The 18721-nt window shown below is 73.3% G+C and carries 23 protein-coding genes, 2 tRNA genes, 1 other RNA gene and 1 pseudogene; 12 read left to right on the top strand and 15 right to left on the bottom strand.

What is annotated here, in order from left to right; genetic code table 11:
- Window positions 1-28: 28 nt before the first annotated feature.
- From I3F54_RS28295 to I3F54_RS28260, 8 genes are all read right to left on the bottom strand, one after another.
- Window positions 29-949 (bottom strand): RNA polymerase sigma factor SigF, encoded by a 921-nt coding sequence (locus I3F54_RS28295; RefSeq protein ID WP_240121759.1) that lies wholly within the window; start codon window positions 947-949, stop codon window positions 29-31.
- 245 nt (window positions 950-1194) lie between these two features.
- Window positions 1195-2055: an RNA polymerase sigma factor SigF gene (locus tag I3F54_RS28290; protein WP_275676959.1), complete on the bottom strand. Its 861-nt coding sequence runs from the start codon at window positions 2053-2055 to the stop codon at window positions 1195-1197.
- Window positions 2056-2217: 162 nt separating this feature from the next.
- The gene (locus I3F54_RS28285; protein ID WP_240121758.1) at window positions 2218-2511 is read right to left on the bottom strand and encodes a Dabb family protein; all 294 of its coding nucleotides are present in this window, start codon (window positions 2509-2511) and stop codon (window positions 2218-2220) included.
- A 13-nt stretch (window positions 2512-2524) separates the two neighbouring features.
- Window positions 2525-2704, bottom strand: a complete 180-nt coding sequence (locus I3F54_RS28280; protein ID WP_240121757.1) for a hypothetical protein — start codon at window positions 2702-2704, stop codon at window positions 2525-2527.
- A 495-nt stretch (window positions 2705-3199) separates the two neighbouring features.
- Window positions 3200-3284 (bottom strand) — tRNA-Ser (locus I3F54_RS28275).
- A 68-nt stretch (window positions 3285-3352) separates the two neighbouring features.
- Complete coding sequence (gene tadA / locus I3F54_RS28270) at window positions 3353-3784, bottom strand: tRNA adenosine(34) deaminase TadA (RefSeq protein ID WP_240121756.1); 432 nt, start codon at window positions 3782-3784, stop codon at window positions 3353-3355.
- 56 nt (window positions 3785-3840) lie between these two features.
- On the bottom strand, window positions 3841-4365 hold the full coding sequence (locus tag I3F54_RS28265) for a hypothetical protein (RefSeq protein WP_240121755.1): 525 nt from the start codon (window positions 4363-4365) through the stop codon (window positions 3841-3843).
- Between the two features lie 369 nt (window positions 4366-4734).
- Window positions 4735-5025, bottom strand: a complete 291-nt coding sequence (locus tag I3F54_RS28260; RefSeq protein ID WP_374205977.1) for a hypothetical protein — start codon at window positions 5023-5025, stop codon at window positions 4735-4737.
- Between the two features lie 141 nt (window positions 5026-5166).
- Here I3F54_RS28260 and upp point away from each other — a divergent pair, with 141 nt between their 5' ends.
- A complete protein-coding gene (gene upp, locus I3F54_RS28255) occupies window positions 5167-5802 on the top strand; it encodes a uracil phosphoribosyltransferase (RefSeq protein ID WP_240121754.1) in 636 nt (211 codons plus the stop codon).
- 261 nt (window positions 5803-6063) lie between these two features.
- Here the strand turns inward: upp and I3F54_RS28250 are convergent, their stop codons facing one another.
- The 6 genes from I3F54_RS28250 to I3F54_RS28230 all read right to left on the bottom strand — a co-directional run bounded on the left by I3F54_RS28250 (window position 6064) and on the right by I3F54_RS28230 (window position 9622).
- Window positions 6064-6675, bottom strand: a complete 612-nt coding sequence (locus I3F54_RS28250; RefSeq protein ID WP_240121781.1) for a LytR C-terminal domain-containing protein — start codon at window positions 6673-6675, stop codon at window positions 6064-6066.
- Window positions 6676-6798: 123 nt separating this feature from the next.
- Window positions 6799-7095 (bottom strand): type II toxin-antitoxin system VapB family antitoxin, encoded by a 297-nt coding sequence (locus I3F54_RS28245; RefSeq protein ID WP_004943146.1) that lies wholly within the window; start codon window positions 7093-7095, stop codon window positions 6799-6801.
- 524 nt (window positions 7096-7619) lie between these two features.
- Window positions 7620-7745 (bottom strand): hypothetical protein, encoded by a 126-nt coding sequence (locus I3F54_RS32220; RefSeq protein WP_275676956.1) that lies wholly within the window; start codon window positions 7743-7745, stop codon window positions 7620-7622.
- A gap of 48 nt (window positions 7746-7793) precedes the next feature.
- Window positions 7794-8123: a hypothetical protein gene (locus tag I3F54_RS28240; RefSeq protein WP_240121753.1), complete on the bottom strand. Its 330-nt coding sequence runs from the start codon at window positions 8121-8123 to the stop codon at window positions 7794-7796.
- Window positions 8124-8248: 125 nt separating this feature from the next.
- Window positions 8249-8917: an HdeD family acid-resistance protein gene (locus I3F54_RS28235; protein WP_240121752.1), complete on the bottom strand. Its 669-nt coding sequence runs from the start codon at window positions 8915-8917 to the stop codon at window positions 8249-8251.
- Window positions 8918-9028: 111 nt separating this feature from the next.
- Window positions 9029-9622 (bottom strand): HhH-GPD-type base excision DNA repair protein, encoded by a 594-nt coding sequence (locus I3F54_RS28230; protein WP_240121751.1) that lies wholly within the window; start codon window positions 9620-9622, stop codon window positions 9029-9031.
- Between the two features lie 303 nt (window positions 9623-9925).
- Here I3F54_RS28230 and I3F54_RS28225 point away from each other — a divergent pair, with 303 nt between their 5' ends.
- From I3F54_RS28225 to I3F54_RS28185, 9 genes and pseudogenes are all read left to right on the top strand, one after another.
- On the top strand, window positions 9926-10408 hold the full coding sequence (locus tag I3F54_RS28225; RefSeq protein WP_240121750.1) for a cupin domain-containing protein: 483 nt from the start codon (window positions 9926-9928) through the stop codon (window positions 10406-10408).
- The gene (locus I3F54_RS28220; RefSeq protein WP_240121749.1) at window positions 10405-11166 is read left to right on the top strand and encodes an SDR family NAD(P)-dependent oxidoreductase; all 762 of its coding nucleotides are present in this window, start codon (window positions 10405-10407) and stop codon (window positions 11164-11166) included. Before I3F54_RS28225 ends, I3F54_RS28220 begins: the two co-directional genes overlap by 4 nt.
- Window positions 11167-11367: 201 nt before the next feature.
- Window positions 11368-11739, top strand: a complete 372-nt coding sequence (locus I3F54_RS28215) for a Tat pathway signal sequence domain protein (RefSeq protein WP_240121780.1) — start codon at window positions 11368-11370, stop codon at window positions 11737-11739.
- On the top strand, window positions 11736-12398 hold the full coding sequence (locus I3F54_RS28210) for a class F sortase (RefSeq protein ID WP_240121748.1): 663 nt from the start codon (window positions 11736-11738) through the stop codon (window positions 12396-12398). Before I3F54_RS28215 ends, I3F54_RS28210 begins: the two co-directional genes overlap by 4 nt.
- Window positions 12399-12493: 95 nt before the next feature.
- Complete coding sequence (locus I3F54_RS28205) at window positions 12494-12985, top strand: RNA polymerase sigma factor (protein WP_240121747.1); 492 nt, start codon at window positions 12494-12496, stop codon at window positions 12983-12985.
- The gene (locus I3F54_RS28200; RefSeq protein WP_240121746.1) at window positions 12969-13460 is read left to right on the top strand and encodes a hypothetical protein; all 492 of its coding nucleotides are present in this window, start codon (window positions 12969-12971) and stop codon (window positions 13458-13460) included. Before I3F54_RS28205 ends, I3F54_RS28200 begins: the two co-directional genes overlap by 17 nt.
- Window positions 13461-13708: 248 nt before the next feature.
- Window positions 13709-14752 (top strand): hypothetical protein, encoded by a 1044-nt coding sequence (locus tag I3F54_RS28195; protein ID WP_240121745.1) that lies wholly within the window; start codon window positions 13709-13711, stop codon window positions 14750-14752.
- 509 nt (window positions 14753-15261) lie between these two features.
- A complete protein-coding gene (locus tag I3F54_RS28190) occupies window positions 15262-15894 on the top strand; it encodes a MarC family protein (RefSeq protein ID WP_240121744.1) in 633 nt (210 codons plus the stop codon).
- A 145-nt stretch (window positions 15895-16039) separates the two neighbouring features.
- Window positions 16040-16924: pseudogene (locus I3F54_RS28185) on the top strand (tyrosine-type recombinase/integrase); the annotation flags it as partial.
- A gap of 62 nt (window positions 16925-16986) precedes the next feature.
- On the opposite strand, the gene I3F54_RS28180 reads toward I3F54_RS28185, so the two are convergent.
- Window positions 16987-17074: transfer RNA gene (locus tag I3F54_RS28180), tRNA-Ser, on the bottom strand.
- 72 nt (window positions 17075-17146) lie between these two features.
- Here I3F54_RS28180 and ffs point away from each other — a divergent pair.
- Together ffs and I3F54_RS28170 are read left to right on the top strand one after the other, a co-directional pair.
- Window positions 17147-17245, top strand: an RNA gene (gene ffs / locus I3F54_RS28175) — signal recognition particle sRNA small type.
- 186 nt (window positions 17246-17431) lie between these two features.
- Window positions 17432-18721, top strand: a 1290-nt coding sequence (locus I3F54_RS28170) for a DNA polymerase III subunit gamma and tau (protein WP_240121743.1), incomplete at its 3' end; no start/stop codon positions are given.

Below are 18721 nucleotides of genomic sequence, written 5' to 3'. Positions count from 1 at the left end.
CGCCCCGTCGGGCGCGGGGCCGGGCGGGTCAGTCCGAGATCAGGCCCTCCCTCAGCTGGGCCAGGGTGCGGGTGAGCAGCCGGGAGACGTGCATCTGGGAGATGCCGACCTCCTCGCCGATCTGCGACTGGGTCATGTTCGCGAAGAAGCGCAGCATGATGATCCGCCGCTCGCGCGGCGGCAGCTTGGCCAGCAGCGGCTTGAGGGACTCGCGGTACTCCACGCCCTCCAGCGCCGTGTCCTCGTACCCCAGCCGGTCGGCGAGGGAGCCCTCGCCGCCGTCGTCCTCGGGTGCCGGGGAGTCCAGCGAGGAGGCGGTGTAGGCGTTGCCGACCGCGAGGCCGTCGACCACGTCCTCCTCGGAGACGCCGAGCGCGGTGGCGAGTTCGCTGACGGTCGGGGAGCGGTCGAGCTTCTGGGAGAGCTCGTCGCTGGTCTTGGTGAGGGCGAGCCGGAGCTCCTGGAGGCGGCGCGGGACGCGTACCGACCAGGAGGTGTCGCGGAAGAAGCGCTTGATCTCGCCGACGACGGTCGGCATCGCGAACGTCGGGAACTCCACGCCGCGTTCGCAGTCGAAGCGGTCGATCGCCTTGATCAGGCCGATGGTGCCGACCTGGACGATGTCCTCCATCGGCTCGTTGCGCGAGCGGAAGCGCGCGGCGGCGTAGCGGACGAGCGGGAGGTTCAGCTCGATGAGCGTGTCCCGGACGTAGGCGCGTTCGGGGCTGGCCTCGTCGAGGACGGCGAGCCGCAGGAACAGGGAGCGGGACAGGGTTCGGGTGTCGATGGCTTCGGACGCCGGGAGGTCCGTGGCGGTCGGAGCCGGGGCCGGCGCGGCCGTCAGGGCCGGAACCTCGTCCATGGAGTCGAGAGCGTCGAGCGTCTCCGGCGCTGTCTCGCTCTTCGTGAGCGTGAGCACCACCTTCGAGCTGCCCTGGTCTGCGGACATGCCACCCCCTCTGGGTCGCGGGACGGTCGTGGCGAACGTCCCCACGGAGGAACGCCAGCCTTCACCTGAATACCGGAGCCGAGGCCACGGCAAACGCGCTTCCGGAAGAATGTCACATGTCGGCAACACGCTGTAGTGACATGTCGACATGCGAGACGCGAAACGGCCCTGGAAGAAGGGGGTCTGATGCCATTTCAGCGCTCAACTGCCGGGAACCGCCCTGGTGAGCGATTCGCTCGCGCAGGTTACGCGTCGATCCTGTTTGCGGATCGCAGTCGCTGAAAGCTACGGGCGAGCAGTCTCGAAACATGCATCTGTGAGACGCCGAGTTCTGCACTGATCTGTGACTGGGTCAGATTGCTGTAGTAGCGCAGCAGCAGAATGCGCTGTTCGCGCTCCGGCAACTGGACCAGTAGATGCCGCACCAGGTCGCGGTGCTCCACGCCGTCCAGGGCCGGGTCCTCGTAACCGAGCCGGTCCACCAGTCCCGGCAGCCCGTCCCCCTCCTGGGCGGCCTCCAGCGAGGTCGCGTGGTACGACCGCCCGGCCTCGATGCAGGAGAGCACCTCCTCCTCGCTGATGCGCAGCCGCTCGGCGATCTCGGCGGTGGAGGGGGAGCGCCCGTGGGCGGTGGTCAGGTCCTCGGTGGCGCTGTTGACCTGGACCCACAACTCGTGCAGCCGGCGCGGGACGTGGACCGTGCGGACGTTGTCCCGGAAGTACCGCTTGATCTCGCCGACGACGGTCGGCATCGCGAACGTCGGGAACTGCACGCCCCGGTCCGGGTCGAAGCGGTCGATGGCGTTGATCAGGCCGATGGTGCCGACCTGGACCACGTCCTCCATCGGCTCGTTGCGGGAGCGGAAACGGGCCGCCGCGTAGCGCACGAGCGGGAGGTTGGCCTCGATCAGCGCCCCGCGCACCCGGTTGTGCTCCGGCGTGCCCGGCTGGAGTTCCTTCAGCTGCGCGAAGAGCACCTGGGTGAGCGCCCGGGTGTCGGCGCCGCGGCTGCGCTGCGGAGCGGTGGCCGCGGTCACCTGGGGAGGCGCGGTACTGGCCGACACGGTCAACGCCACCTCGTTCGAATCGGTCAACTCATCCGTCAAAAGCGGTCATAGCATCACAAGACATGTGCACTGTGTGCAAGCACCGCAAATCAACGTGTTGAGGGCGATTCGCCGCATTTCACCCCTGCTTCGGGGCGCGGACGCGGCGAAGCCCTCCACCGTTGCGGCGGAGGGCTTCCGAGGGGCCTCGTCGGTTCGCCCTCAGAACTCGTAGTCGGCGATCACCCACGTGGCGAACTCGCGCCACAGGGCGACACCGGCCTGGTGCTCGGGGTGCTCCACGTAGCGGCGCAGCGCATCGGCGTCCTCGAAGGCCGAGTTGATGGCGAAGTCGTAGGCGATCGGGCGGTCGCTGAAGTTCCATCCCAGCTCCCAGTGGCGGATCTCCTCGATCCTGCCGTCGAGTGCGCGGAAGGCCTCGACGCCCCTCTCGACGCGCGGGTCGCGGCGATCGACGCCCTCGTCGAGCTTGAAGAGGACGAGGTGGCGGATCATGGGCTCTCCCGGTTCAGCTCTTGCCTCCGTTGACGATCCACGTCATGCAGTCGCCGATGGCCTTGGCGGCGTCCGATATGCCCTCGAACCCTACCTGGACGTAGTCGGCGGCCCTGGCCGGGTCCGTGATGATCACGTACAGCGCGAAGACCACGAGTACATAGACGGCGATCTTCTTCGCGTTCACCGCCATCGCGGCCTCCCCTGTCGTGTCCGCGCCCCCGTGGGACCCGCTACCGGCCGCGAGTGTAGCCACACGTCCATATTTAAGGACCAACGACCCGCGGACCAAGGTCTTTTTCCGGGGGAACAGGGTCCTTCTCCGGCATGCCCGGCGGACGGGTGCACGCAGGATGGAGAGGCGCCCCCGGAACGGCAGAACTCCGGCGGGCGGCACGGGACCGACCCCCACTGCGGGACGCGTCCGGCGATCCCCCGTAAGCCGGCCACGCGTCGGGGGGCCGGTCCCCGCCGGGGGAGCGGCCGTCCCCCGAGACCGCTCCCCCCGCCCCGGCCCCCGTCGCCCCGTCACCGGCTTCGCGCGGGCGGGACCCGACACGCCGGCCGGCGCGGGAACGGCGTCCGGCGCGGGGCCGAACCCACCGCGTTCGGGACGTCCTGCCGGAGACGGACGAGCCGGAGATGCACGAAGGGTCCGGCTCGATGAGCCGGACCCTTCGTTCCAGAGCGGTAGCGGAGGGATTTGAACCCTCGGTGACTTGCGCCACACTCGCTTTCGAGGCGAGCTCCTTCGGCCGCTCGGACACGCTACCGAGAGAGACCCTACAGCACCGGTGGCCCGGCGCCGAAATCCGTATCCGTACCGGCGTCCGCGGGGCCGTCAGGAGGAGCGGAAGAAGTCTGTGAGGAGCCGGGCGCACTCGTCCGCGAGTACACCCTCGACCACTTCGGGACGGTGGTTGAGCCGGCGGTCCCGGACGACGTCCCAGAGGGAACCGGCGGCCCCCGCCTTGTCGTCGCGGGCGCCGTAGACGACCCGGTCCACCCGGGACAGCACGATCGCCCCCGCGCACATCGTGCACGGCTCCAGGGTGACGACGAGCGTGCAGCCGGTCAGCCGCCACTCGCCGACCGCCTCGGCGGCCCTGCGGATCGCGAGGACCTCCGCGTGCGCGGTCGGATCGCCGGTGGCCTCGCGCTCGTTGTGCCCGGTCGCGAGCACGGTCGTGCCGTCCGGGGCCAGCACGACGGCGCCCACCGGTACGTCCCCGCCCCGGACGGCCTGTCCGGCCTCGTCCAGGGCGAGCCGCATCGCGGCCCGCCAGCGGTCGCGTACCGGGTCCGGTCGGTTCGTGGTGTCGGGGGCGGTCAGCGGACGGCCTCCAGGAGGTCCGAGGCGCCCAGGGCGTCGGCGATCTCCGTCAGCGCGTCGCCCTCGACGGACAGCAGCTCCTTCCCGGTGAGCCCGAGGTCGTCGAGGATGCCGGTGTCGCCGACCGGGCCGTGCGGCACGTCGGTGCCGTCGTCCTCGTCGCCGTCGGCGGTCTCGGGCTCGCCGTCCTCGGTCCCGTCGAGATCGAGCGCGTCCAGGTCGGAGCCGTCGTCCCCGGGTTCCCGGCCGAGCAGCTCGTCGGTGAGCAGCAGCTCGCCGTAGGAGCTGCGGGCGGCGACGGCGGCGTTCGAGACGAAGACCCGCGGGTCGTCCTCCCCGTCCACGCGGACGAGGCCGAACCACGCGTCCTCCTGTTCGATCAGGACGAGCACCGTGTCCTCGTCGGTCGAGGCTTCCCTGGCCAGGTCGGCCAGATCCGACAGGGTTTCCACATCGTCGAGCTCTGTGTCGCTCGCTTCCCACCCGTCTTCGGTGCGCGCGAGCAGTGCGGCGAAGTACACCGTGACTCTCCCACTGGTCTGAGGCGTGCCGGTTGGGGGTCCCCCCGGCGGAGGCTGAGGGTGGGAGAACTCGGGCTTCGAGCCCCACCCACTCGGCATCGTGGCAGAAACGAGGCGTTCAGGGGGCGTCTTCGGCTCCCTGTGTCCGACGGTTTCGACCGGACCTGAACGAGTTCTGCGCGTAGGACGCCGGCATGTGCCCCCGGCACAAGCGCGACGGACTCCCCCGCACTGTCGTTGCCACCATGTGCGGATCGTACGCGGGAACTCCCCGCTTTCCCGTACGTCCACCACGGCAACACCGCCACCGGCGTGGAACTTCCCGGGTGCCGCGGGCCCTCGCGGTGCCGTCGCCGGGCCCGGCGGGGCCTACCAGCGGAACGTCCGCATACGCATCGCGTGGCGCAGCCGGGCCGTCTTGGCGCGTCGCGGCTGGACCCGGGCGCGCAGTTCCCTGGCCTCGGCGAGTTCGCGCAGGAACTGGGCTCGGCGGCGGCGCCGTTCGGCGTCGGTCTCCGACGGCGCGGCAGGGACGGGGCGGCCGCCGGCATCCCGCGCGCCGCGGTCCGGGCGGCCGCCCGTGTCCCGCATGCCGCGGCCGGCGCCGCCGGTGTCGTCGGCGCCGTCGGTGTCGTTCGATCGGTCCGGCCGTTCAGGCATCAGGCACACCACCCCCCGCTCCGTCCTCCCCACCTTCCCCCCGGTGAGCGGTTCGAAGCCAGCACACGGCCGAATCGATGCGCAGGGGATCACGCTGAGTGGGGGCGTCCGGCCCCATGCGGCCCGGTTACTGTTGTGGACATGCGTCTCCACGTCGTCGACCACCCCTTGGTCGCCCACAAGCTCACCACGCTGCGCGACCAGCGCACCGATTCCGCGACCTTCCGGCGGCTCGCCGACGAGCTGGTCACCCTGCTCGCCTACGAGGCCACGCGCGACGTGCGCACCGAGGTCGTCGACATCCGGACGCCGGTCGCGCAGACCACCGGCGTGAAGCTGGCTCGCCCCCGTCCGCTGGTGGTGCCGATCCTGCGCGCCGGACTCGGCATGCTGGATGGCATGGTCCGGCTGCTGCCGACCGCCGAGGTGGGCTTCCTGGGCATGATCCGCAACGAGGAGACGCTGCAGGCCTCCACGTACGCCTCCCGCATGCCGGAGGACCTCTCCGGCCGCCAGGTGTACGTCCTGGACCCGATGCTGGCCACGGGCGGCACGCTGGTCGCGGCGATCCGTGAGCTGATCGAGCGCGGCGCCGACGACGTCACCGCGGTGGTCCTGCTGGCCGCCCCGGAGGGTGTCGAGGTGATGGAGCGGGAGCTGGCCGGCGCCCCGGTCACCGTCGTCACGGCCGCCGTCGACGACCATCTCGACGAGCACGGCTACATCGTCCCGGGCCTGGGCGACGCCGGCGACCGCCTGTACGGGGCTGCGGAGTAGGCCGATCCGGTGCCGGACCGGCGGGGAAGCCTCCCGGCGATCCGGCTCCGCAACCGGCGGGAGGCTCCCGTCGGCGCGCCGTGCCCGGTCCCCGGTGCCTCGTCCCCGGCTCCACTCCGGTGCGGCGGGTTCGTCCCACCGGGGCCGGCGCGGTCGGCCCGTCCCGCCGGGGCCGGTGCCACGGGGCTTCTCCGGCTTCCCGGCGGCACGGGGGACCCTCCCGCGCAGAAACGGTCCTTCCGGGGAGGCGGCCGGTGCGGTTCAGCAGCCCTTCCGCGAAGCCGTCGGGGCCGGCTGCGGGTTCATCAGCTCGGCCAGCGCACGCGCGGCGTCGGGCTGGGCGGCCAGCGACTTGAAGCCGCTGCCGAGGATCAGGTCGACGGCCTCGCCCTTGCGGGCCGCGTCGGTGCGGCGCTCGGCGGCGGGGAGCTGGGTGGCGAGCACCGGCAGCGTGCTGTTGAGCGAGGACGCGGGTCCCAGCAGCACACCGGCGCCGGTGATCTTCTTGTCGTACTCCTTCGTCGCGTTGCCCACCTCGCCGATGTGGAAGCCGCGCTTGCGCAGTTCGTCGGCGGTCTGCTTCGCCAGGCCACTGCGGGGCGTGGCGTTGAGCACGTTGACGGTGATCCGGTCCGGCTCGGGCAGCGCGACCGGGCGGGGCGACGGCGTGGCCCTGGTGGCGCAGTCGGCCTTCGTACCGGCCGCAGAGGCCTTGTCGCCCCCGGTGAAGACATCGATGAGCTGCAGCGTGCCCCAGCCCATCACGCCGAGGAGGGCGACACCGGTGACGCTCATCAGCAGAAGCCTGCCGCGGCGTCGAGGGCGGCGCATCCTCGGGTACTTGTCCCCCGTGATCCGGTACTTCCCGCCCATGCCGGGTGGCGTCAGCATGCTCATGGCCGCAGCGTAGTGTGCCTGAGCGGCCGTGCCTACTAGATGATCATTCGACGTCGCCCAGGAGAACCCGAAAGGGTCAAACCGTTATCCGAGGCGGGCTCAGTCCAGCTCCAGGACGCGCGCGTGCAGCACCTGGCGCTGCTGCAGGGCCGCGCGCACCGCGCGGTGCAGTCCGTCCTCCAGGTACAGGTCGCCCTGCCACTTCACGACGTGCGCGAAGAGGTCGCCGTAGAACGTCGAGTCCTCGGCGAGCAGGGTCTCCAGGTCGAGCTGCTGCTTGGTGGTCACCAACTGATCGAGGCGGACCGGGCGCGGTGCCACGTCCGCCCACTGCCGGGTGCTCTCCCGGCCGTGGTCGGGGTACGGCCGGCCGTTTCCGATGCGCTTGAAGATCACACGGAAAGCCTACCGGGCAAGGGGTTCCGGGCGCAGCCACGGCGACGGAGTGCGGCACTGCAGAAACCGTGACGCACCAGGTCGAACCGGGAGCGACGGGTCGGCGGACCGATGAGCCGAGGAGCGCCGCTCGCCCCCCGCCGGTACCGGACGTGCACCGTCCGGTGCCGGGTGAACACGGCCTGGCACCGGGCGAGTACGGCCGGATGCCGAGCGCGTGCGGGCCGCCGCGGGACAGAGGGCTGCCGGGGCTCGGGGACCGTCGGCACCGGTCCGCTCCAGATCCCCCGGCCGGTCGACCCTCCCGGTTGACGCGCCCGGTTGACCCCGGCCCGTCGACGCCCCGGTGGGTCCGGCACGGGCGGTCCGGCACCGCCGGTTCTGGGTGAGGGGGAGGGGGGAAGAGGAGGGGCCGGCGGGGCCGGCGGGGCGCGCGGCCCGGCCGGGTGGCCGTCCGCGCGCTCGTCGTGTCTCCCGGCGGAGACGGTGGTGCCGCGTCGGCCCCGAACGTCTCCGCCGGTGCCTCAGCGTTCGGATTCCTGCGGCGGCCGTTCCGGCTGCTGCGGCTCGCGCGTGTCGGGCTTCGGCGCGGCGCGCTGCGCCTCCGCGCGCAGCAGGGCGCGCAGGACCGCGTACGGGTCGGTGGACATGGGGTGCTCCTTGCGTCGTGCTGACGGTGGCCCGGGAGTACGGGCCGGTCAGCAGAGCAGGACCACCGAGCGCAGGGCGGCCAGCGCGTGCGGTGCCCGCGGTGCGGGGGCACCGCGGCCGGGGACGGCACCGGGCACCGGGAGCGGGGCGGACGGCTGCCGGACGGCGGTGCGGCGCGCCGCGGTGCGGTGCCCGGCGCGGGCGGGCGCACGCACCCACACCGTGTCCGCGACGTCGTGCTCCGCGCTCTCGGCGGCCACGGCGGCGGGCGCCGCGGGCAGTTCGGCGAGAGCGCCCGGCATCAGCAGGGCCAGCAGCAGCACGAACGCGCGCAGCCAGGTCCGGCTGTGCGGCAGGGCTCGTGGTGCGCGGCTCACGTCGTGTCATCTCCCCGTGGCCGGCGGCGCGGGCCTCGCGCCGTGCCGCAGATACGCCCGCACGGGCCAGTGCCGTGACCGGAAGGGTTCACCTACCGACCCGCCCGGTCCCGGCACCGGGCGGGTCAGAGCTCCTGGGGGATCTGCCGGGTCCGCCCCCGGATCCGTACGGCCGTGACGATCTCCACCACCCCGACCGCGATCAGCCAGATGCCGCCGACGACGGTGAGCACGGCGATCGACTCGAAGGGGGAGTCGATCAGCACGATGCCGGCGACGAAGGTGATCACGCCGAGGAAGACCTGCCAGCCGCGGGCGGGCATGGACGGGTCGGAAGCGGCGGCCAGGGTCTGGGTGATGCCGCGGATCAGCCATCCGATGCCGATCCACAACGCGAGCAGCAGGGTCGACTGCATGGGGCCGCGGAAGCAGAACAGCCCCAGCACGATCGCCAGGGCGCCGCTGATGAAGGCCAGCACGCGCAGGGAGGTCGTGCGGTGCGTGCCGAACGCGGCGACCAGCTGGAACACGCCGCTGATCAGCAGGTAGATCCCGAAGAGGATGCCGGCGACCCGCACCGAGGCGTCGGGCCAGGCCAGCACCACGATGCCCAGGACCAGCGAGGCCGCGCCGGTGACCAGCACGATCTGCCAGGCGGCGCGGGAGAGGGCGTGCAGGGGGCCTTCGAGGGGCGGTTCGGGTTCGTGGGCTCCGTACGCGGCGTGGTGCTGTGCGTGGACCCTGCGGTCGTCGTCGTCCGGGCTCCAGGGGGAGCCGGTCGGTGCCTCGGTCATGCTCCCAGCTGAAGCCGTGCCGCCGTACGGCGCCACTCGGGACGTCCGGTCGGGCGGCGGGGCCGGGGAGTGCGGCGAACGTCCCGCCTGCCCCGCGACGCCCGGCACGCCCTACCCCTGCCGGGCGTTCCTCGCCCTCGCCGCCGCCTTCACCTCCTGCTTGTGCGCCCGTACCCTCGCCAGGGAGTCCGGGCCGGTGATGTCGGCGACCGAGCGGAAGGACCGCGCCTCGCCGTAGCCGCCGGCGGCCTCCCTCCAGCCGGGGGGCGTGACGCCGAGCTGCTTGCCGAGCAGGGCCAGGAAGATCTGCGCCTTCTGCTTGCCGAAGCCCGGTAGGTCCTGCAGACGGCGCAGCAGTTCGCGGCCGTCGTCGACGCCCCGCCAGACGAGTTCGGCGTTGCCGTCGTAGTGCTCGACCAGGTACTGGCACAGCTGCTGGATGCGCTTGGCCATGGCGCCCGGGTAGCGGTGCACGGCCGGCTTCTCCGACAGCAGCGAGGCGAACGCCTCCGGATCCTGCACGGCGATGTCGTGGGCGTCGAGGTCGTCGGCGCCCATGCGGTCCGCGATCGTCCGCGGCCCCTTGAACGCCCACTCCATCGGGACCTGCTGGTCCAGCAGCATGCCGACCAGCGCGGCGAGGGGGGACCGGCCCAGCAGTTCGTCGGCCGCGGGTTCCTGGGCGAGGTGAAGGGTGACGTCCATGCGTCGATGATCCCGCGCACCCCGCCGGGGCGCGCGCCGGTGGCCGTGGCCCGTGGCCCGGCCGTGGCGGTGCCGGACGAGGGCGTGCCCGCTGCGTTCGTCCGAGCTGCCGGCCTGCCGGCCTGCCGGCAGCGCTCGCCCCGGCGCCGGCTGGGACCGCCCGGCTGCGGCCGTGCCAGCTGACGCGGTGCCTGCGTGACCCGGACGCCCGGGCGGCGCTGTCGGCGCCGGTCGTCCGGACGGGTGCCCGCCCCCGGGGGCCGCCCAACTCGCCTGTGCTCCGCGGGCGGTAGCCTTTCCGTGATGATCGAGGTGACTCCGGACGCACTCGTCGCGCACTACGGTCTGCGCCCCCTGCCCCGCGAGGGCGGACTGTTCCGCCGCACCTGGGCGGGCCCCGCACGGCCGGACGGCCGCCCCACGGGCTCGGCGATCGTCGTCCTGCTCACCGCGGACGACTTCTCCGCCCTGCACCGCCTGCCCACCGACGAGATCTGGCACTTCCACCTCGGCGACCCGCTCCAGCTGCTCCTCCTCGCTCCCGACGGCACCGCGCGCACGGCCGTGCTCGGCCCCGACCTGCACGCGGGCCAGCACCTCCAGTTCACCGTGCCCGCCGGGACGTGGATGGGCGCGCGGGTCGCCGAGGGCGGCGCGTGGACCTTCTTCGGCTGCACCATGGCGCCCGGCTTCACCGACGCCGACTACGAGCACGGCGACGCGGCCGAGCTGACGGCGCGGTATCCGGCCCGGGCCGCGCAGATCGTGGAACTGTGCCGCCCATGAGTCTGCTTCACGGACAGACCGCCCTGGTCACCGGCGCGGGCGGGGGAATCGGCCGGGGCATCGCGCTGCGCCTCGCCGAGGAGGGGGCCGCGGTCGCCGTGCACTGCCGCACCGCGGTCGAACCGGCCCGCGCGGTGGCCGCCGCCGTCGAGGACGCCGGAGGACGCGCCGTCGTCCTGCGCGCCGAACTCACCGACGAGGAGGAGTGCCGACGGCTGGTGCGGGAGGCGGCGGACTGGGGCGGCGGACGGCTCACCGCCCTGGTGAACAACGCGGGAGTGCAGCCCGTGCAGGAGCTGGCCGGCATGACGGCCGCCCAGTGGCGCCACGTCGTCGACACCAACCTCGGGAGTGTCTTCGCCTGCACCCAGGCCGCCGCCGCGCTCATGCGGGACACGGGCGGCGGCAGCATCACGCACATCGCCTCCATCGAGGCGCGGCAGCCCGCCCCGCTGCATTCCCACTACAGCGCCGCCAAGGCGGCCGTCGTGATGCACGCCCGTGCCGCGGCCCAGGAGTACGGACCGCTCGGCATCCGCGTCAACTCCGTCTCTCCCGGCCTGATCGACCGCCCCGGGCTGGCCGGGGCCTGGGCGGAAGGGGTGGAGCGGTGGCACCGGGCCGCGCCGCTCGGCCGGCTGGGCAGCCCCCGGGACATCGGCGACGCATGCGTCTTCCTGGCCTCGCCGCTCGCGTCCTGGGTGAGTGGCCACGACCTGGTGGTGGACGGAGGCGTCTCGGCCCGGCCCACCTGGTGAGCCGGGATCACGCGGTCAGCGGGGCCAGGCGGTCAGCGGGGCCAGGCACGGCGTCCCCGCCCGCACACCTGCACCCGAGCGGCTTTGCCCTTTCTTTGCAACGCATCCCCGTGCTGCCTCGTCTCTCCGCTCGATCCATCCCCCAGCCCGGCCGCACACCGGGACGACCCGATGAGAGAGAGCAACCCGATGCGTGACTCGATGCGCCGAACCGTCCTCGGCACCCTGGCGCTCGCCTGCGCCGCCGTCCTCGCGGGCCCCGCCACCGCACTCGCCGACGACGCGACCCCCAGCCCGGTTCCCACCGCGGTTCCCAGCGCCGTCCCGACGGCCGCCCCGGCCGAGCCGACCCGCGACGCGGGCACCGCCCCCAGCCCGGTCGCCTCGGTCCCCGGCGAGCGGACCCGGGACCAGGTCTCCGTCGTGCCGCGCGGCGCCGCCGACACCGGGGTGCCGGAGGCGTCCTCACCGGCCGGGTACGCGGACGACCTGATCGGCGGGGGCGCCGCGGCGCTCGTCGTGGGCGGCGCGACCGTTCTCGTCGTACGCCGCAGGCGGGCGACGGGGGCATGACGATCCCGCTGTCCCGGCGGGCGTTCACCGCGGCGGCCCTGGCCGCGCTGGTCACGGGCTGCGCCGGGCACGCCGCCGAGCCGGACGCGGCCGCGCGCCGCCCCGGGGACGACCGGGGCCGGGGCAGCCCGGAGGGCGCGGCGAGCACCCGGCCGTCCCCGCCGGCCCGGCCCTCCGCGAACGGGACGCCCGCCCTCGGGCGTTCGGCTCCGGTCGTACTGCTGATCCCGGCCATCGACGTCGACACCCCGCTCATCCCGCTGGGACTCGCGGCGGACGGCAGCGTGCAGGTGCCCCCGGTCACCGCGAACGACCGGGCGGGCTGGTACCGGCACTCACCGACCCCCGGCGAGGTCGGCCCGTCGGTCGTCCTCGGCCATGTCACGGTCGGTACCCACGGCGACGGCGTCTTCCGCCACCTCGCGCGGCTGCGGCGCGGCGACCGGATCGCGGTGCGCCGGGAGGACGGCACCACGGCCCGGTTCGCCGTCACCGCCGTACGCGCCACCGCCAAGGCGGACTTCCCGACGCAGGACGTCTACGGCGACGTGGACCGCCCGGAGCTCCGCCTGATCACCTGCGGCGGTCCGAGAACCGGCGGCGGGTACCGCGACAACGTGATCGTGTTCGCCGCACTGAGTACCGCCACGGCTCCCTGACCCCCGCGAGGTGCCGGGCCAGCGGAACGTACGCCGCCGGCCCGGCATCCCTTCCCGCAAGCGTCCCCGCGACGGCATCACGACCCTGGAGAGCGTTGAAACGGTCTCGCGACACGGCGGCGTCGGAACTCTTCGCCGCCCTCTATCCGCGCCTCGCCGGCTGGTGCCGCCGTCTCGTCGACGACGACGAGACGGCCCACGAGATCGCCTCCGAGGCGTTCACCCGACTCTGGGCCCGCTGGAGCCGCGTCGAGGAGCCGCGCGGCTTCCTCTACGTCACCGCGGCCAACCTCGTCCGGGACCACTGGCGCCGACTCGAGCGCGAACGCCGCGCGATGCGCCGCGCCACGACCGAGGCCGCCCTCGACTCCCGCACCGAGCCGGCGGACCCCTCGGTACGCCTGCTGGTCCAGTCGCTGCCGGAGCGACTGCGCGTCCCGATCCTCCTCCACTACTACGCTGACATGCCGGTCCGGGAGGTGTCCGTGCTGACCGGTCGCAAGGAGGGAACCGTCAAGGCCGACCTGCACGCGGCCCGCGAACTGCTCCGCGTCCATCTGAGGAGAAGCCTTGACCACTCGCTTTGACGACGACCTCGGCGCCCCGGACCCCGGACCGGACGACCCCCTCGCGGTGATCCTGCGCCCCGCCCCCGGCCACCTCGCCCCGCCCCCCGGCCGCTACCGGGCGATCCGCCGCGCCGCGTCCCGCCGCAGAGCGCTGCGCACCGCGGCCGGCGTCGGCGCCTCCTGCGCCGTGGCGCTCCTCGTCGCCGTACCGCTGTACCTGGCGAAACCCGCGCAGCCGAGTTCCCCCGCCCCGCCGCTGGCGCCCCCGCCCGCGACCGGTCGTACGGTGCCCACCGCCCCGTCGGCCGTCACCCCCTCGCCGTCGCCCTCGTCGGCGCCGCGGGAAGGCGCGTCCCCCCGCCCCTCCACGCCCCCCCGGGCCCCCGGGACCCCGACCTCCCGGAGAGACGCGGCGGCCGTCCCCTCGCCCGTCGGCCGCACCACCCCGGAACCGGAGACCCGCCGCACCGACCTGGTCCGCCCCGGCACCTGAGCCCGCCCCGCCTCCAGCCTCCTTGGCCGCCCCCTGCCTCCTCGGCAGGGGCAGCGACCCGCCGTCACCGGGGCTGCCGGGCGGTCCGCGCCCCGAAGAGGGGGCGGCAAGGGGATGAAAGGGATGTTCCGGATTTCTCGAAACGCCGTGACGCCTGCACGGTGCCGCATGTCCCGTGCCCTAGTTTCCAGAACGGGTCCGGGAGCCGGGCCCGTTGCGCGGCGGGAGGAGACATGATGCGGTGCCCATTGCCCGGACGGCGTCTGCTGCCGGTCGTCGCGGGGCTGAGCGCCCTCGCGCTGGCCGCATGCGGCGCCGACACCCGTTCCGGTGCCGGTGACTCCTCCGGCGTCGCGCCGACCGCCGGGCCGGTGATCCGGGCGCCGCGCGAGTTCAGCGGCATCGCCTGGCTCGCCACCGAGCGGACGCCCACCGAGGCGAAGGGCTACGGCGAGGGCGAGCCCCAGGAGGTCTTCCTGATCTGCCACGACGCGAGGGACAACGACGCCGAGCGCGACCTGCCCCGTCTCTCGATCGTGCGGACCCCCGTGGACACCGACGGGATCATCGTCCAGAACCTCGACGTCGCCTTCCCCACCGTGCCGAACGACCTCGAAAGCATCGCCCGGCTGCCGGGCCGCGACGAGGCTCTCCTGGTGGAGAGCAACGCGGACGGCGACGACCCCGACCCCACCATCTACCTCGCCCGGTGGGACGACCGTCTGAACGTCGAGATCGCCGGCTCGGTGCCGTGGCCCGAGACCCCCGAACCGCTCGTGAACGTCGAGGCGACGGCCGTCGCGACCGTGCGCGGGAAGGACTACTTCGTCTACGCCGAGCGGGCGGAGGGCAGCGACACCACCGCCATCAACATGACCCGCCTGACCGTCGGCAGGGACGGGACGATCACCTTCGGCACACGGTGGACGTCGGTCTCCTTCACGGCACCCGAGCCGCCGGGCGCGCGCCCCGCCTCGGGCCTCGACATCGACAACGAGGGCAACCTCTACATCTCGTCCGCCTACGACCCCGGCGACCTCGGTCCCTTCGACAGCGCCGTGTACCGGGCGGCCACGGTCGGCCCCGGCGGGGCCCTCGGTGCGCAGCTGCGTCCGGTCGAGCCGCCGCAGCAACTCGCCCGCAGCTCCGGACTCAAGGTCGAGGGCGTCGGTCTGGTCGACGGCTCCTTCCCGATCTTCATCAGCGACGACGACGAGGACTACGGCGGCCTGCTCCGGCAGCTGCGGGTGACGGGCCCGAGCGACCGGCCCCGCACCCGGGACCAGCGCTGACAGGCGGCCCCGGACCCGGTCCCGTCCGGTACCGGGGCCTGCGTCGACCAGCGGTTTCGGTCCGGTACCGGGTCCTGCGCTGAGTGGCGGTCCCGGTCCGGTCCGGTATCGGGTCCTGCGTCGACGGGCGGTCCCGGTCCGGTACCGGGCGGGTTCTCCGCACGGGGTGGCCGGGCCACCCGCACGATCGTGACCCCTGCCCGACGGGCCTGTCAGCCAAGTGCGACGCGTGCCCCCGCCCCCCGTCCCCGCCTCGGCCCCGTCCCCGCCTCGGCCCCGGCCCTGGCGAAGGACCCGGTCCCGGCGAAGGACCCGGTCCCGGCGAAGGGCCGAGGCCGACGGCCGTGGACGTGGGGCAGAGAGCCGGGACACCCGTACGAGGCGGTCGGATGGCGCTGCGGGCATGGCGCCACGACGATGAAACGAGCGGCGCGACGCCCGCCGGGACCATGCCCCCGCGGCGGTTCCCTGCGGAGCCCGGCGGGTGCGAGGCAGCGGGAGAGGGCGGTATGAGCACACTCGAGCTCACGGTCCAGGCGACCATCGCCATGATCCTCCTCGTCGACCCGTTCACCCGCGCCATCTTCTTCCGCCTGATCACCGAGCACGAGCCCGAGCGGCGGCGCGAGTACGTCGTCCGCATCATGACCGTCGTCGGCGTCACCCTGGGCGGCTCGGCTCTCGTCGGCCGGGAGCTGCTCGAGCTCATCGGCATCGACCTCGGGGCCTTCGGGGTGGCCGGCGGACTGGTCCTGGCCCTCATGGGGTTCGAGATGCTCTTCGGAGGCCAGCAGCCCCGTGCGCAGGGCGGTGCCTCCGCCCACGAGCGGCCGGCGCCGGAATCGGCCGAGTCCTCGATCGTGGTGCCCTACGCCATCCCCTTCATGGCGGGGCCGGGCGCCATCACCACGGTGATCACGATCTCCTCCACGGGAAGCGGCTGGTCCGGCCCGGTCGCCGCGCTGATCGCCGTGGGCATCACCGTTGCGCTCATCCCGGTGGGCCACCTGATGCTGGTCAACCGCATGAACATGTCGGATTCGACCGTCGCCATCATGACCCGCTTCGGCGGCCTCTTCGTCGCCACCATCGGCATCCAGCTCATGCTCAGCGGCATCCGCTCGTACTTCGGCCTCTCCTGAGCGCGTCCAGCTCCCTCCCGCCCGTGGCCGAAGGCCGTCGCCCCCGCTCCCCGGAGCCGGTCACCCCGGCGGCACACGTCGGCCCCGCCGCTCTTCCCATCTGCGACGGGGGCCATGAAACGCAGAGCGGCTCAGCGGGCCGGGGATGCAGAGCGCCGGCAGCAAGGCGGGCACCGCCCACCAGGCTCACCGGACCGCCCGTACGGCCCTGGGCGAAGCCGTGCGACGCGGCCACGCGGCGAAGAACGCTGCCGCGCTGGCGAAGCCTCCCCGGACGGAAGAGGACGAGAACGAGGTGGAGCCCTACTCGGTCGACGAGGTGCAGAGTCTCCTGCTCGAAGTGAACAAGCGCCGGAACAGCGCCCGCTGGATGCTGGCCCTGGCGCTCGGACTGCGGCAGGGGGAGACGCTCGGACTGCGGTGGTCCGACGTGGAGCTGGACAACGAGTACCTGAAGCTTCGCCGGAACCGGTTGCGGCCGAAGTACGAGCACGGGTGTGGCGAGGCGGCGCCGTGCGGCCGGAAGGCCGGCTACTGCGCGGCCCGGGTGCGGGTGCGGCGCGAGACGAAGAACACGAAGCCACGCGCCGGCCGTCGCGCCGTGCCCCTCCCGGGCCCGCTGGTCGTGATGCTCCGCTCCCACCGGGAGGCGCAGGCCCGGGAGCGGACGGCGGCCGGGAACCTGTGGACCGAGTCGGAGTACGTGTTCACCAAGCCGTTGGGCGGGCCGCTCAGTCCGAACACGGATCATCACGACTGGAAGCGGCTGCTGGAAGACGCCGGCGTCCGGGACGGGCGCCTGCACGACGCACGGCACGCCGCGGGCACCGTGCTGATGCTGCTGGGGGTCCCGGATCGGGTCATCGACCAGATCACGGGTTGGGAGCCGGGCGGCGCCGCCCGGATGCGGGCGCGGTACCTGCACGTGACCGATCCCATGCTCAAGGAGGCGGCCCGGAAGATCGAGCGCGCCATCCGGGAAGCCCCGGAAAAGCTCGCTGTGGACAAGGACCAGGACGACGAGGCGTAGGGACAACGTCGAAGGGCCCCCTGTTTCCAGGGGGCCCTTCGACATCGTGCCCGGTGAGGCACTGGCGGAGGATACGAGATTCGAACTCGTGAGGGGTTGCCCCCAACACGCTTTCCAAGCGTGCGCCCTAGGCCTCTAGGCGAATCCTCCGCCGGAAACATTACATGACCGAGGGGAGTGCTCGCGAACTCGTACCCCCCGGCCGGGATCGGGTACTGTGTGCAAAGCCCCTCACGCGGCGCTATCTGACTGAACTCCCCCAGGGCCGGAAGGCAGCAAGGGTAGGTCGGCTCTGGCGGGTGCGTGGGGGGCGCTTGCGTTGCCCGGTGGGCCGCAGGTGGGCGGGGTGGGCCCCTGCCGGGTCCGGCTCGCTCCGGCCCCTTGAGGGTTCACCGGTCGCCGGGTCCGGAAAACGCCGGGTGTCTTCCGGGGCGGGGCTTCGCCGGGGCCGGGGCGTCCCTCGTCCGCGGGTCCGCTCTGTCAGCGGGCGCCTATAACCTCGTAGGCGTGTCGTCTCTCGCGCTGTACCGCCGCTATCGCCCGGAGTCGTTCGCTGAGGTCATCGGGCAGGAGCATGTCACCGACCCGCTGCAGCAGGCCCTGCGGAACAACCGGGTCAGTCACGCGTACCTGTTCAGTGGTCCGCGCGGCTGCGGCAAGACGACCAGCGCCCGCATCCTCGCCCGCTGCCTGAACTGCGAGCAGGGCCCCACGCCGACCCCCTGCGGGGAATGCGACTCCTGCCGGGACCTGGCCAGGAACGGGCCGGGTTCCATCGACGTCATCGAGATCGACGCCGCGTCGCACGGTGGTGTGGACGACGCCCGCGACCTGCGCGAGAAGGCCTTCTTCGGACCGGCCCGCAGCCGCTACAAGATCTACATCATCGACGAGGCCCACATGGTCACGTCGGCCGGTTTCAACGCGCTGCTCAAGGTCGTCGAGGAGCCCCCGGAGCATCTGAAGTTCATCTTCGCGACCACCGAGCCGGAGAAGGTCATCGGCACCATCCGGTCGCGGACCCACCACTACCCGTTCCGGCTGGTCCCCCCGGGGACCCTCCGGGACTATCTCGCCGAGGTGTGCCGGAAGGAGGAGATCGCCGTCGAGGACGGCGTCCTGCCGCTCGTGGTGCGCGCCGGTGCCGGGTCCGTGCGTGACTCGATGTCCGTCATGGACCAGCTCCTCGCCGGCGCCGGCGAGGACGGAGTGACGTACGCCATGGCCACGGCGCTGCTCGGTTACACCGAGGGCTCCCTGCTCGACTCCGTCGTCGATTCCTTCGTCTCCGGTGACGGCGCCGCCGCCTTCGAGGTCGTGGACCGCGTCATCGAGGGCGGCAACGACCCGCGGCGCTTCGTCGCCGACCTGCTGGAGCGACTGCGGGACCTCGTCATCCTCGCCGCTGTGCCGGACGCCGCCGAGAAGGGGCTGATCGACGCCCCGGCCGACGTCATCGAGCGCATGCGGGCGCAGGCCGGCTCCTTCGGCGCCGCCGAACTCAGCCGCGCCGCCGACCTGGTCAACGAGGGGCTCACCGAGATGCGCGGTGCGACCTCGCCCCGACTCCAGCTGGAACTCATCTGCGCCCGTGTGCTCCTCCCGGGCGCCTACGGCGACGAGCGCTCCGTCACGGCCCGCCTCGACCGGCTGGAGCGCGGCGTGAACTTCTCCGCGGGTGCCGGGCTGCCCGCCGCCGGGTACGTCCCCGGGCCCGAGGCCCACGGCGCGGGCATCGGCGGCCCGGCGGCCGACGGCGCACCGGTTCCGCCCGGTGGCGGCGTCGCCGCGGCCCGC

This window comes from Streptomyces sp. MUM 2J (genome assembly GCF_022414535.1).
Lineage (GTDB): Bacteria > Actinomycetota > Actinomycetes > Streptomycetales > Streptomycetaceae > Streptomyces.
The sequence above is the reverse complement of the archived record's forward strand: the minus strand, read 5'-3'. Positions and strand labels throughout refer to the sequence as shown.

Bases quoted from the DNA above. Each gene is read 5' to 3' on its own strand.
- I3F54_RS28295 (WP_240121759.1), bottom strand. From the start codon at position 949: ATGTCCGCAGACCAGGGCAGCTCGAAGGTGGTGCTCACGCTCACGAAG.
- I3F54_RS28285 (WP_240121758.1), bottom strand. From the start codon at position 2,511: ATGATCCGCCACCTCGTCCTCTTCAAGCTCGACGAGGGCGTCGATCGC.
- I3F54_RS28280 (WP_240121757.1), bottom strand. From the start codon at position 2,704: ATGGCGGTGAACGCGAAGAAGATCGCCGTCTATGTACTCGTGGTCTTC.
- tadA (WP_240121756.1), bottom strand. From the start codon at position 3,784: ATGCGGCTCGCCCTGGACGAGGCCGGACAGGCCGTCCGGGGCGGGGAC.
- I3F54_RS28260 (WP_374205977.1), bottom strand. From the start codon at position 5,025: ATGCCTGAACGGCCGGACCGATCGAACGACACCGACGGCGCCGACGAC.
- upp (WP_240121754.1), top strand. From the start codon at position 5,167: ATGCGTCTCCACGTCGTCGACCACCCCTTGGTCGCCCACAAGCTCACC.
- I3F54_RS28250 (WP_240121781.1), bottom strand. From the start codon at position 6,675: ATGGGCGGGAAGTACCGGATCACGGGGGACAAGTACCCGAGGATGCGC.
- I3F54_RS32220 (WP_275676956.1), bottom strand. From the start codon at position 7,745: ATGTCCACCGACCCGTACGCGGTCCTGCGCGCCCTGCTGCGCGCGGAG.
- I3F54_RS28235 (WP_240121752.1), bottom strand. From the start codon at position 8,917: ATGACCGAGGCACCGACCGGCTCCCCCTGGAGCCCGGACGACGACGAC.
- I3F54_RS28230 (WP_240121751.1), bottom strand. From the start codon at position 9,622: ATGGACGTCACCCTTCACCTCGCCCAGGAACCCGCGGCCGACGAACTG.
- I3F54_RS28225 (WP_240121750.1), top strand. From the start codon at position 9,926: ATGATCGAGGTGACTCCGGACGCACTCGTCGCGCACTACGGTCTGCGC.
- I3F54_RS28220 (WP_240121749.1), top strand. From the start codon at position 10,405: ATGAGTCTGCTTCACGGACAGACCGCCCTGGTCACCGGCGCGGGCGGG.
- I3F54_RS28215 (WP_240121780.1), top strand. From the start codon at position 11,368: ATGCGCCGAACCGTCCTCGGCACCCTGGCGCTCGCCTGCGCCGCCGTC.
- I3F54_RS28210 (WP_240121748.1), top strand. From the start codon at position 11,736: ATGACGATCCCGCTGTCCCGGCGGGCGTTCACCGCGGCGGCCCTGGCC.
- I3F54_RS28190 (WP_240121744.1), top strand. From the start codon at position 15,262: ATGAGCACACTCGAGCTCACGGTCCAGGCGACCATCGCCATGATCCTC.